The sequence below is a fragment of the Nocardia sp. NPDC023852 genome, assembly GCF_040639505.1.
Lineage (GTDB): Bacteria > Actinomycetota > Actinomycetes > Mycobacteriales > Mycobacteriaceae > Nocardia.
Genome location: NZ_JBFAAB010000028.1, coordinates 1 through 13,339 on the forward strand (window position 1 = coordinate 1; position 13,339 = coordinate 13,339).

Sequence of the window (13,339 nt, forward strand, 5' to 3'; positions counted from 1 at the left end):
GCCACAGCCACCCCACCGACAACACCCGGAAAGACGAACAACGCGAGAGTGATCCCCAGCAACCACACCATCCTGCGCCGTCGGCCAGAAGCCTCCACCCAACACCGAAACCGCCGCACCACCACCCGCGGTCGCCACCGCACCGGATCCCAGAACCCGAATATCCCACTGGTCATTCGCCTATTGAGCGATTCTATTAGGAGGCAACGAATCCCACCGGGGCTCGACACCGGGGTACTTTCGACCCCTGAGCCGGATTCATCGCTGAACCGACCGTGCGGAACGCCGACTCTGCGACCGTCTCGGTCCTCAGTAGCCCAGTTCATGACTTCGACACCTTCGCCAGCTGTGGGATTTCCAGGTCAAGCCCCGACGGGGTCGACTCCGCGGTTGATCCCGGTCACCGCGACTCTCAATTCTTCGACAACGCACCGGAAAAGGCATCGCGGTTACCTCATCCGTCCACGCCAGAATTCTACCGACGCGCACATGCCCGCCGAATCTTCGAATAGGAAGAGGTGCGTCGCGTGGCACAGTTGAACTGATTCACGATTATTGTTTCACGAACTCCACCTGACGTCGCCACCTCCCAAGCAAAATACGCTCAAGGGAACGTAAAAACCCGTTCCAATGGCAGATTCCTTCCGGTCGGACGTCCAGTACGTCAGATGTTGCAACTTTCGGCCATGGCGGTCATCCACTGCCATCCGCCGCTTGCACTAGCCAGCGCAAGCAAAGTATCCGGTAATGCTATGCGATGCCATCTTCAGCGTGCTGAATTTACTCCTGCTTGATATCACCCCCCGGGTAGGGGTAAGTGCCGAGGGCTGCGTCGAGTGATGACATTCCGCCCCTCGATCGTTTCCCAATATATTCTTAAGACTTCGTTAAGGCCATTGGCGTGTAATGTTTTCGGGTTGCACACCGCGGCCCGACGCCGAGAGCCCATTCGAGCTGGGCTTACCGGTCCACTTGATAGCTATGACGGAGTAGTCGAGTCGATGTCGATTATCGGAAGGGTACGTCCGCGGCGACGTCCGGCAGAGTCGACATGGTCGGCGGTGCGACACGGTGCGCCAGCGTTCGCGACGCACAGTGCGATCCCTCCCAGCACCGTGGTCGGACAATGATCTGCCGCCGCGGATTCCTCGCGCTCGCCGCGCTCTCGACCGCGTCTGCTTGTTCCATCGGCGATGACGCGGTCACGGTACGGCTCGGCTCCGGGCGGGTCGGCGGGCTGTCCCACACATTCGCCCGGCTCCTCGCCGATGTGGCCGCCGAAGCGGGCACCGTGCGGATAGATCCGGTCGTCACGGCGGGATCGCGCACGAACCTCGATCTGCTTGCCCGCGGCGAGATCGATGCCGCTCTCGCACTGTCGGATTCGGCGCGCGAGTCCCGCACACGCGCACTGGCCATCGGACGACTGCACGAATGCTATCTCCACTTGGCTGTGCCCGCCGAGAGCCCGATTCACCGAGTCGAAGACCTGCGCGGCGCACGAGTGGATTTCGGCGCGCTCGGGTCGGGTGCGGAGATCACCGCCGAACGGGTGGTTCGTGCGGCGGGCCTGGACCCCACCGCCGACCTGCAGGTCAGCCATCGACAGCTGCCCGACGCGGTGTCGGCGCTGTATGCCGATGAGGCGGACGCGATCATGTGGTGCGCCGGTGTGCCGACGCCGGGTCCCGACATTCCCCGGCGTCTACGGTTGATCGACCTCGGCGGATTGGTCACGACCATGCGAGAACGGTTCGAATTCGACTACCATCGGGTGACGATCCCCGCGGATGCCTATCCGGGCAGTCCTGCCGTAAGCACCGTCGGCGTCCCCAACCTGCTTCTCACCAAACCCGGTCTGCCGCATTCCGCAGTGAGCGCGATCACCGAACTGCTGTTGCAGCGCGCCGACGAACTGGCACCGAAGCGCACCGTGGGATTCCAGTTTCTGAATCGACGGTGGCTGGTCGGAACCGACGCTATCCCGATACACCCCGCATCGGTTGACGTCTACCGGACCTGGCATGGGTGAACAAGACCCACGCCGAGCGCGCTTGGACTGTCGAGTAACGGCTCGTCGCGGTAGTCGCATTCGACGACCGACTCGCCGGATTCGTCCACCTCCAGCAGCAACCACCTCAACGCCGGTACCCTGCTGTGGCCATCGCCGCACTCCGCTGGCGGAATATTGCAATAGCCCGGCCGAACAAGCCTACAAAGGTGCCAACTCCATCGAGTTGAGGAAATTGACGCGGTCGAATGCGGCGGCAGGAAATCCGACTCGTACCCCGCATCCTCAAAGCATAGTCAAATATGCGCCCACTGATTGCGTTCAGTAGAAACCTCCAGTCATGATTTCCGCATATTCAGCGACAGCTGACCGACCACATAAGAATCCACAAGCCGATCGATAGCGTGAGGTGATCGAAGCAGAAGACGGTGAGGGCGAATGTCATACCCGACAGCATGATCGGATCACTCGCCGACTGTCCCATGACGAGCCACCCGGCCGGCTCGTAGCGATCACCACTATCGGAAAGTGCCCATGATCGACGAAAGCGATTTCTTCAGCATGTCCAGGCAACGGCCCGGCCGCGCCCGCAGGCGCGGCGACCTCCAGATGTCCTGCGATACCGCAGGACCGGGCCCCTGCCCAACCACCGAGGCCGACGCCGTTCGCGCCGGCCGGACCGAGCCGGACCGCCCCACACCCGAGGGGAAAGAGGTCGAGCTCATCGGGGACCATATCCGCGAATCGCTGACCGACTGGTACCAAGAAAATTGGGATTGGATAGAGCGGCGCGCAGCCGAGGAACGAGCCGACAACACCTCGCCTGATACCTACGGGATCAAGAATTTTCTGCGGGATCTGGAAGCGAGTATCGACACCACCGCTTTCGGTGCCGATGAAATCGGTGCCGCTCGCCATCAGGCGATTCTGGATGCAATAGACGCGCTCCAGGCGACCCTCGACGAAGCCGAAACGGCGGCCGACGGCGAAAAGGGTTCGCCCAGCACCGACGACCCGGCCGCCGACGGATCCACCGACACCGGAGCGCTCACCGATACCGCCCGCACCGACACCCCCGTGACAAAATGCCGGCTACCGTCACACGAAGCCGTTTCACAGCTTCGAGAAAATTGCCAGTGGCACAGCCGCACCAACTGACCACAACTCCACACCGCTACCTGGGAAAGCTCACTACTCTCCAGTCGTGGTCAGCTGGGGTCCGTCACACCCGTCCGGCAATCAGCTCACGATAACGTTTGTGCTGACGATCAGCTGGTTGCTTCTTGTGGTCGGCTGGCCACCGTCGTCGTGGCCAGCACAAGGCCGCGACGACGAACAGTATCTCTATGCCGATTACCGCAGCGGTCACCACTTGCAAGTCGGTCATATTCAGTCCCACTATCGTCCAAATCTCACACGGTGCGCGTCAGTCCTTCGCGGCGGCGATGGAGGCCGCCGCGAAGTCGGCATCGGGCACACTCATCACCGGTGATTCCGTTGCTCAGTCCATTCGGTCGGTCGACCAGGTTGCCTGCGCAATCGCTCACGCCGAAGTCTGGTCGACTACGTAGGCGGAACCGCATCCGTAGCAATCGCCGTAGGTGTCGCGAACTATCTACGTATCGACTACGTACGGCGCTGGACGCCAGGCTAGGGTCTAGGGGGTACGGTCGGAGCACGCGACAGCAAGATCATTGTCCTCGAGTGCACCTACCGAGAATTGGGACGCTGGTTCAGCGCAGCGGTTCTGGATGATGGAGTCGCGGGGAAGAAGGAGCTTGACCTCTATGTCGAGTAGTCAACGACAAGGTCCCGGCGATCTTCCAGCACCCGCGAACGATTTCGTCGGCCGGGGTCCAGAGCTGGATCGAATCAGGACTCTGCTGTCGGGCTCGGCCCGGTTGATCACCCTGACCGGTATGGGCGGTATCGGGAAGACTCGGCTAGCGGCCGAAGCGGTCGGCCAGTTCCGCAAGGCTACGCGTATGCCGGTGCACTGGGTGCGACTGGCAAGACTGGCCAAGGGCTCCGACTTCACCGCGGTGGAAGAAGAAGTCGCGCACGCGGTGCTCGACGCCGACTTCTCTGGGCGGTCGGCGTGGAACGCACTTGTCGACAAACTCACTATCAAGAACGCGGTAGGGCGAACCGCGCGGACGATGGTAGTGATGGACAACTGTGAGCATGTGCTCGCCGAGGCCGGTTCGCTCATTGCGGCACTGCTGGAGGCGGCGCCGTACCTGGTTATCCTGGCCACCAGCCGCGAGCCGGTGGGATGGGTCGACGAGCACTTGGTGGAGGTTCCGCCGTTGTCGCAACAGCAGGCCCTGGCCCTGTTCCGACAGCGCGCCGAACTCAGCGGCCACGCTGTCACCGATACAGATCAGGTCGCGACAGCTCAGCTGATCTGTCACCACATGCACCACCACCCGCTCTATATCCGACTCGCCGCCGCGCGGCTTCGGCGTCAACCACTCGCGACGATCCTGCAGGAGTTGAGCGGCGGCGCGAACGACAAGCGAATGCGGTGGTCCCCTGCTTGGCAGGTGGGGGTGGATGCGCGCCATCAGCGGATTCCCGACGTGATCGCCTGGTCGTATGACCTGTGCACAGACAAGGAACGCTTGCTCCTGGCGCGCCTGTCGGTATTCGCCGCGGGCCACGACACCAACCTGGAAAGAGATGACAGCCTCGGGCTCGATATAGGGGCCGACCTGGAAGCCATCGAGGCCGTTTGCGCTGACGATCCGATCGGCGCAGACGACGGAGAGCCCAACCGAGACAGCGCCATTAGTCTGGCAAAGGGAGAAATCGAGGGATTGCTCGAACGCCTTGTCGACCAGTCCCTCGCGTCACTACACCGCACCAAGACCAGCGTGCGGTACTCACTACTGGAAACGATTCGGGTATTCGCTCATGAACGACTGCGGGAATACTCCACCAGTGAGACGGACGAACCGGCACGGGTTGCCGCGCGCCATCGGCAGTATTACCGCGACAAAGTCCTGCAGGCGTATGTCGAGTGGTTCGGCCCGGCGGAGCTGGACCTGCTGAAATGGGCGCGCGCGTCGTGGGGCAACATACTGGTCGCCATTGAAGGAAGCCTCACCACGCCGGGCGAGTCGGCACTCGGTCTGGAGATCTCGGTAGGACTGATCGCGCTTCGAGCGCCGTTCTTCAACGGCTCGTTGCGCGAAGCCCGTCAATGGGCGGAACGCACGCTGGAAGCAAGCCGCACCCTCACGCCGCAGCCAACCTATACCCAAGTGGCGGCGATGGCGTTGATCGGGTGGGTGGCCATGTGGCAGGGACAGCATGCGGACACCGAACGGATGCTCGAAGAGTGCGTTGCCACCTGCACTTCCGATCCGGAAATCCGGCAGAACTGGCGACAGTCTCCCGAAGTCGACCTCGGCTTCCCCGCCGCGGTCGATTTCGTGTGGGGCCAGGAGCTGATGTTGGTGCACGGGGACGCGGCATCCATCACCGCGCTGGCGCGCGCCCGCGAGAAGTCCCGCAGTACCGGCGATAGCGGCGGTGAGGCGATGGGTGGACTCATCGAGGCTATGGCAGCCAGCTTCTTCGGAACAGCAGAACAGGCGTTGGAGATCGCACAACGCAACGTTGACAACTTCACGGCAGCTGGGGCGCAATGGCTCAAATCCTGGGCGGAGCTGATGCGAGCGCTCGCACTGACCAAACACGGTGACCCCACCACGGCGTTGTCGGTCGGTCGTCAAGCGCTGGCCCACTTGGTATCCATTCGCGACCCGTGGGGTGCGGCTTGGGCAGTGCATGTTCGGTCCTGGGCGTTGGCGCAGATCATCACCGACTCGATCGCCGCGGGCGGCGCGGGTGAGGACGAGCTCGTTGCCATGGCGACCGAAACCGCTCGGCTCGTAGGAGGTGCCAGGACGCTGCGGGCGGAGCTGGGAACCGACATCGAAGCCCTGCGGCCCTTCGCCGACGAAACGAACAAAGCCATCGACGTCGCCCGCAGTGTGCTGGGACCCGATGCGTTCGCCGCCGCCGAGGAGGAGGGTTCCCTCTTGCGTTCCGAACTGCATGAGGTTCAGCGGCTTGCGCTGGGAACGCTACCCATGAACCGGGTGCCGACGGACAATACCGCCCGCACGGGCACCACGCGCTGGGACGACCTGACACGGTCGGAACAGGAGGTCGCGACGTTCGCTGCGGCGGGATGGACGAATACCGCTATCGCGGCGCAGCGTGGAACTTCGTTCAGGACCGTCGACACACAGATGACCGCGATCTTCCAGAAATTGATGATCACCTCCCGGGAAGACATCATCCGATTTGTTCCCAAGGACCGGATCGCCCAGGTTCGGCAGCAATCGGCACGTCGGTTACACCGGAGCGATCTACGACCGCCCCGGCCACAGTAAGGATGACCGGGTGCGGACACCAGTGGCGAGCTCGGTCAGGAGGAATACGAATTGTCAGCGACGGGCTCACCGCGCTTGCCTTGACCGTAACGGCGGCGGCCGACGCCCCTGCCGGCGGACAACCCGAGATCGCGACTGAATCAGCAAAATTCATTTTTCAATGCCCGAGCCACACCGGCGATCTCGGTGTCGATTCGAGCAGTCAGGCGTTTCTCGTCGACCCCTTGCGCTATAGGGGGAGCACTTCCGGCGATCACATATCTGCCGTCCCCGAAAACATCACGCCACTCCAGCATCCGCCGATGGGCACGACAGCGATCGAACCGCGAAATCCCTTGACCGACAACAATAGCCCCCGCGCAGGTGACCGGCGACCGCAAGAATCTCTCGGCCTGCAACCAAGCGACCTTTCCGGTGGACGCGAAGACCCGGGACCGCCGGGATCCCTGATCCGTGTCACAATAGGCATGGGCGGACAGATCGATATTGCCGTGCTTGCCTCTCTGAGCCTCAGGCAGCCGGGCCGCGACGACAGCACCGAACTCGCGCACACCGTATTCCGTAATGGCAAATCCACAACTGAGCGAAGCCGTCTCACCCGAAAGTTGCTCCAGCAGATACACTCGCTTGCCGCTACAGGCTCCGAGCATCCGGATCCACGACCTCGGGTTGTCATACTCTGCGGGGTTCCACCCCTGCACCACGATCCGGATATCGGGCACGGACACCGCATCGAGCACATCCTCGAAGCAGCTACCCAATCGAGCCCGCACCGCCTCGCGCGCTTCTCGCTTCTCTCGCGCCAAGTAGTGATTTTGCCACAATCGGTTGGGCACGGTGAATGGCGCGGGAGGACCTTGCCCACCGGCATCCTCCCAGAGGACGACGAACTCGAGACCCGTGAAACGCCAACTCCGTGTCACCACGAGCCGGCACCTGCCGCCCGCTGGCTCGGCCGACACTTCGCGCCTCCTGCCAGCATGCCTCCCGGTTTCCGCACCGTGGCCTCCTCGTCGCCGAAATCGCCCTGCTCGCTCCACCTGGACCAGAACCCGGTCGGCTTCGTTGCCACTGCATCGAGATGTCGCGATTCCACCCGGGCAGTCCACGCCGTAACTGGTTACAGCATGTAACCGACTGTGTCCCAATACTTCAGCCGGAATCGGCACCGGGCGCAACCAGTCCGGACACGGAAAGGCGCTTTCTAACACTTCCTTGAGGTCGATAGTCACCACCATCCAGGCCGAGCAGCTTGTTCTCCTCCAAGGAGTGCAAGGCACTCAGTCGTGCCAGCTGCGATAGAAATCAGCGGCGGCGGGATGCAGCGGAATGTCCCCGGTCCCGACCAGCCAGCGCCGGTCCAGGAACTGAAATCCCTTGGCATGCTCGGGCACCAACCTGTCGGGGTTCCGCAACAGCAGTTCTGTGATGGCAACCACGGCGGAATTCGCGAGAGTCGGCGCGACGAGTAGCAGGTTGGGTATCCCGACGGTACTGACCGCCGGACCTCCCGGGTACGCATTCTGGTGGACCACCACGCGGTCATAGTGGTACCCGAATCGCTCACGCATCATCGGGGGGAACTCCCCCAAGTCGATCAACCGTATCCGCCGGGGGATGTCCAGACCGGGTGTCGGCACGCCACCGCCCCATAGAATCGCATCCGTGTCGCCGCTGTGCAGGGCTTCCACTGCCCCGGCAAGCTGCCGATGTCCGGCCACCACGTCGACCGCAGGGTCCAGGCCCGCCGCCCGCAGTACGCGTTCGGCGGTCATTGCCGCACCAGACCCGACCACTCCGAGGTCGACCCGCTTCCCACGCAGATCACCCACTTGGTGAATCGCGCTGTCGGCGAGCACAGCCATCTGCAGGTACGTCTCGTAGAGGCGTCCAATCGCAAGTGGATGAGTCGCGGACTCGTACACCGAGTCAGCGAGGGCAAGTGCGGCATCGATCTCGCCGCGGGCGAGTAGGTCGAGGTTCATCTGCGACCCGGCGGTGGCGACCGGATCGATGCGCACCGTGCGGGATTCGGCCGCCACGGCAGCGAGGAGTTGAGCGATCTCGTGAAACAACCCGTTCACCCGCCCGGAACCGAGCCGGATCGTGACAGGGTTGCGGTCGATACCACAGCCGGAGACAGCCGCCACGGCCGCCACGACGAAGAGATCACGGCGGTTGATCATCGTCGCACCGCCACCGACGGTGGCCTGCCATCGTCCGGCCGTACGCCAGAAGCGTTGCAACACATCGAACGCGCTCGCTCCTGACCGTCTCGCCTGCACCGGGACTGTCGCGTGGCGTTCTCGTGCCGCGGACAACGCCCTCCATTTCGGAGGCTAATTTCAACCGCTCGAGATCGGAGTGTCAACAGGTGCCCGGCTCTTGCCCACGGAGTTCGGAGTCTTGACGTATCCAACGTCCATCGGGCCACCTGGGTTCGAACACGATCCGCGCCGAGTAGGCGACCGATCACGACGCTCTCGCCGGCAGCCGGACTGTTATGTGTAGCCCCTGCGGAACGGTCAGGCCGACCGTGAGTTCGCCCTGATGTCGCTGTGCCAGCGCCGCCGCAATGGGCAGGCCGAGCCCCGATCCACCGGGAGTGGCCGACGAGCCACGGTAGAATCGCGTGGTCAGCTTGTCGAGTTCGGGCTCCGCGACACCCACCCCGTCATCGATCACCGACACGGTCACCCACCGCGTTCCGCCGTGCACGCGAACCTCCGTCCGCGCGCCCGCGCCCGCATAGCGACACGAATTGCTCAGCAGCACATCAAGGATCTGCATGAGCGCATCCTCTGGCGCTGCCACCTCGACCTCGCCGTCCGGCACAACGGCCGCCACGTCCATGCCGGCCCGCTCGAAAGCCACCCCCCATGCCTCCACCCGGTCCGCGACAACTCGCACCGCGTCGCAGCAGCTCGGCCAATCGGAATCATGCGGCACGGGCCGGAACCCCTCGGGTGTCTCGGCCACCGCCAAACGCAGCAGGCCGTCGAGCACCGCCGCGAGCCGGTCGACCTGTGAACTGGCGCGCCGAAACGTATGCGCGGACTGATCCGGTATCACCGGCTTCAGCGATTCCAACCGGATAGCGAGCGCAGCCAGGGGGTTACGGATGGCGTGCGCGGTATCCGCGACCAACTGGCGCTGGGCTTCCACCGCATCGGCGACCGCCATCGCCATCGCATCGAACGATCGGGCCAGCTCACGCACCTCCGGTGGTCCGTCGTACTGCCGCATGATCGACGTGGGCGGGGGGCCCGAGACTGGATTCGGCAACGTATCCGTCAGTGTGGCAACCGATTGCGACAATCGTTCCAGGGGACGCAACACCCACCTACTCAGTGCCAGCGCCAGTCCCGCGAACAGCGCCAGGGCCGTCCACATGCCCAGCGTCATCAGGGCCCAACGGTCAGTGATATCCCGCTTTGCCTGCACGGTCGACGTCTCGATGAGCACCGCGCCCTCGACCTGCATTCCGGATCCGATGGGACGGGCGATCATCAGCGAGTCCGGGTCCCAGGTGCGCAAGCGATGCGGGAACCCCGTCGAATGCCGATTACTGCGGGCCGCCGCCACGGCATCGGCAACTGCCGGATCGCCGGTGTCCACCCCGATGTTCGCGAACTCGGCACCGCCGGCATCCACCACGAGCACGGCGTCCTCGTACAGGTCGTGGTAGCGCTCCATCGCCGCGACCAGCGGCTGACGGTCACCGGTCGCCATCGCCTGCTCGGCGAGTTCGCCGAACCACTCGGCGTCCACGTACCGACCGAGCCACAGCTGCTGTGTCCGAGTGGTGGACGCCATGGCCCCCAACGGAACCGCAAGTCCGTGCACTGCTAGCGCAGCGAAAGCCAACAGCGTCACCAGCAACCGTCGTCGCAAAACCTCAACCTGTACTCATTGGCCCCAGCGGTAGCCGAACCCCCGGATCGTTGTGATCAATCCTGGTCTGCCGAGCTTGGCACGCAACGTCGAAATATGCACATCCAACGAGCGGGACACCGCCATGAACGCATCCCCCCAGATCCGGTCCATCAGTAGTTCGCGACTCACCGCGGAGCCTGGCCGCTCCACGAGGGCCTCTACCAATTCGAACTCTTTCTGCGTGAGAGTCACCGGCGCACCACCGACCTCGACCTGCCGCATCTCGAGATCGATCCGAACATCCCCGGTGATAATCACAGGGGCCTCCGGGCCGGCCGCAGCGGCAGCGGCGCGCCGGGTCACCGTCTCCAGCCGGGCAACCAGTTCCGCGATACGCGGTGGTTTGACAAGGTAGTCGTCGGCACCGCCCCGTAAGCCGCGGACCACGGTACGTTCGTCGTCGCGGGCGGTGAGAATCACCACAGGCACCGAACTGACCTCCCGAAGCTGCCGCAGCACGTGCAGCCCATCGCCGTCCGGCAACCCCAGATCGAGGATCACCGCATCGCAGCGGCGGTGCCCGATGAGCAAATCCGCTCCCCGGCGCATACGTATTGCGAAGAAACCCTGGTCAGTGAGCACCTCGACCAGCGCATCGCCCACTTCGTCGTCGTCTTCGACTATCGCCAGCCGCACGCGCCGATCTGTCCCTGGTGACGAATCGGTATGAGCGGGATCCGGCGGACCGGTTTCGTGGTATTCACTCACCGTGGGTACACCGCCCAGCAGCCGACCAACGAACTCGACCCGACTTGCGACGAATGCCCGCCGGCCGGATCGACCAGGACACCGTCACCGCGATCCCCGGATCGAGCTCTGAGAACGTTACGAGCCGCACTGTTCACGGTCCCGACCGGCAAAGTTGCGCACACCACTCCTACATATTCCGCGACTACGCCTAGACGCAATGAAAGTCGAGAAACTTTACAGCGCTTTGACGTATCCAGCAGCCTCGTCGGCATCGGACTGCTCTCCAGCCACACGCGCACGTCGGCGCTGGTGTGGTCGCGGCTCACGGCTCCGCCATGTCCGGCACCGGTGAGATCGTTGCACCGGCCGACAGCAGTCTTTCCGCCAGCACGCGACGGCGTGTCCCGAGCTCCGGAGGGTCGAGTACTTCGAAGTCGTGCCCTAGCAGGAGGACGTGCATGAGCACGAAGTCGAGGGCTGCCTGCGCCGCTGCGCACCTCGCAGAGCTCGCTCCCTCGCCGTCGTACGGCGGCCGCCGATGCCGGAATCTGCGCGCGCACCGTGTCGGCCGACGCGTGCACGAGGAAGCGCGCTTTGTACGGGTAGACCCGACTCGCCACACCCTCCTGCACATACGTCGCCGCGTCGGGTGCCGCGCGCCGGCGGAAGCGCCAGGTCCGTGCGGACACATCGGTCATCCGGTCGACGCGGAAGCTGCGCCAGTCGTCACGATGGTGTGCGGCCTCCGCCGAACGACTCCACCGAGCCGGCGAGGGCACGCACCTCGTGCCGCAACCTGGTTGGCAGCACCCTGTCGAGCTTGATCAGCGCCCGGAGTGCGGCGTCGTCGGCGCTGGCGACCGCGCCGCCCGCGCCGGCGAGCAGGGAGACTGCGGTGACGATCGCCTCCTCGTCGTCGAGAAGCAGCGGCGGCAGGTCCTGACCCGGGCCGAGCTGGTAGCCGCCGCCGACACCCTGGCTGGCATGTACCGGATAGCCGAGCGCGCGCAGCCGCTCGACGTCGCGCCGTACCGTGCGCGGTGTGACCCCGAGCCGGTCGGCGAGTTCGGGGCCGGTCCAGACCTGCCGCTGCTGCAGCAACCCGAGAAGGGTGAGCACCCGCTCTGTCGTACTCCGCTCGTCACCGCTTGCCGAACCCATGGACCCACCCTGCCAGAGATAGCGGACCGATTCTGTCCGCTAGGGGTGTCAGAGTGGCTGCATGGATGCAGACGAACTCGACTGGAACCGGACGCTGCGTGAGCAGTGGGAGTTCCACTGGAACCATCAGCTCCGCCCCCGCCTCGACGGTCTCACCGACGACGAGTACTTCTGGTCGCCGGTGCCGGACGCCTGGAGTGTTCGGCCGCGCGGCAGCTCGACGGCGCCCGTGCAGGTGGGTGCCGGAGACTTCACGATCGACTACGCCTTCCCCGAGCCGGTCCCTGCGGCCTTCACCACGATCGCCTGGCGACTCGGTCACGTCATCGTCGGCGTGCTCGCCGCGCGCAACGCGGCGCATTTCGGCGCACCGGCGGCGTCGTACGAGACCTGGGAGTACGCGGGCAGCGCGGCCACCGCGCTCAACCAGCTCGAGGCCCAGCTCGACGTCTGGCTGGCCGGGGTGCGCGGCCTCGGCGAGGCGGGGCTCCGGGTGCCGGTCGGCGCGAGGGAGCCCTTCCCGGAGGTGCCCATGGCTGATCTGGTGCTGCACATCCACCGCGAGCTGATCCACCACCTGTCCGAGATCTGCCTTCTGCGCGACCTCTACCTGCACACGAAACCCGGCACCTCCAGGAGGAGACTCATGACCGCCGAGACGACACACCTCGACCCCCACGAACTTCACAGCAACCCTGCCTTCACGCAGGGCGTGATCGCATCCGCTGCCCGAACCCTCTATGTCGGTGGCCAGCTCGGCACCGATAGCACCGGAAACCTGCTCGACGGTATCGAGGCGCAAACCACTCAGGCAATGCGAAACGTGCTGACCGTGCTCGCTGCCGGGGGTACCGGTCCCGAGCATGTCGTCAAACTCAACATCTACCTTGTCCATGGGGTCGACGCACAGGTGGGATACGCGGCAGCGCGATCAGTGTGGGGTAATCACCGCACAGCCATCACAGTCGTTTCCACCGCAGGCCACGCTCGCCCAGGCGCGCTCGTGGAGATCGACGCGGTAGCGATCATCCCCGAATAGGACGAATCCACGGATCAAGGCTGCAAGGGCGTAGCTCACCCGGATGCCAGGGCAGTAGCACATCGGCCTACCGCGCGCCGCAGCCCGAAGAGCTCT

At 64.4% G+C, this 13,339-nt stretch carries 8 protein-coding genes and 2 pseudogenes; 5 read left to right on the forward strand and 5 right to left on the reverse strand.

Annotated features, from left to right (window positions below):
• Positions 1–1,126 precede the first annotated feature (1,126 nt).
• The 3 genes from AB0H00_RS27165 to AB0H00_RS27175 all read left to right on the forward strand — a co-directional run bounded on the left by AB0H00_RS27165 (position 1,127) and on the right by AB0H00_RS27175 (position 6,417).
• Entirely contained in the window at positions 1,127–2,032 is a 906-nt protein-coding gene (locus AB0H00_RS27165; RefSeq protein ID WP_357271777.1) for a TAXI family TRAP transporter solute-binding subunit, read from the forward strand.
• Positions 2,033–2,545: 513 nt separating this feature from the next.
• Positions 2,546–3,169, forward strand: coding sequence for a hypothetical protein (locus tag AB0H00_RS27170; RefSeq protein ID WP_357271779.1), 624 nt, complete (start codon positions 2,546–2,548; stop codon positions 3,167–3,169).
• Positions 3,170–3,798: 629 nt separating this feature from the next.
• The gene (locus tag AB0H00_RS27175; RefSeq protein ID WP_357271781.1) at positions 3,799–6,417 is read left to right on the forward strand and encodes an AAA family ATPase; all 2,619 of its coding nucleotides are present in this window, start codon (positions 3,799–3,801) and stop codon (positions 6,415–6,417) included.
• 140 nt (positions 6,418–6,557) lie between these two features.
• Here the strand turns inward: AB0H00_RS27175 and AB0H00_RS27180 are convergent, their stop codons facing one another.
• From AB0H00_RS27180 to AB0H00_RS27200, 5 genes and pseudogenes are all read right to left on the reverse strand, one after another.
• On the reverse strand, positions 6,558–7,655 hold the full coding sequence (locus AB0H00_RS27180) for an ESX secretion-associated protein EspG (RefSeq protein WP_357271783.1): 1,098 nt from the start codon (positions 7,653–7,655) through the stop codon (positions 6,558–6,560).
• Positions 7,656–7,697: 42 nt separating this feature from the next.
• On the reverse strand, positions 7,698–8,666 hold the full coding sequence (locus tag AB0H00_RS27185) for a TAXI family TRAP transporter solute-binding subunit (RefSeq protein WP_357271785.1): 969 nt from the start codon (positions 8,664–8,666) through the stop codon (positions 7,698–7,700).
• A gap of 223 nt (positions 8,667–8,889) precedes the next feature.
• Complete coding sequence (locus AB0H00_RS27190; protein ID WP_357271787.1) at positions 8,890–10,233, reverse strand: HAMP domain-containing sensor histidine kinase; 1,344 nt, start codon at positions 10,231–10,233, stop codon at positions 8,890–8,892.
• Between the two features lie 93 nt (positions 10,234–10,326).
• Positions 10,327–10,989, reverse strand: coding sequence for a response regulator transcription factor (locus tag AB0H00_RS27195; protein WP_357271789.1), 663 nt, complete (start codon positions 10,987–10,989; stop codon positions 10,327–10,329).
• Between the two features lie 376 nt (positions 10,990–11,365).
• Positions 11,366–12,204: pseudogene (locus AB0H00_RS27200) on the reverse strand (WYL domain-containing protein).
• Positions 12,205–12,265: 61 nt separating this feature from the next.
• On the opposite strand from AB0H00_RS27200, the pseudogene AB0H00_RS27205 reads away from it, so the two are divergent.
• Both AB0H00_RS27205 and AB0H00_RS27210 read left to right on the forward strand, forming a co-directional pair.
• Positions 12,266–12,826, forward strand: a pseudogene (locus AB0H00_RS27205) (DinB family protein); the annotation flags it as partial.
• A 24-nt stretch (positions 12,827–12,850) separates the two neighbouring features.
• The gene (locus AB0H00_RS27210) at positions 12,851–13,243 is read left to right on the forward strand and encodes a RidA family protein (RefSeq protein ID WP_357271906.1); all 393 of its coding nucleotides are present in this window, start codon (positions 12,851–12,853) and stop codon (positions 13,241–13,243) included.
• Positions 13,244–13,339: the final 96 nt, after the last annotated feature.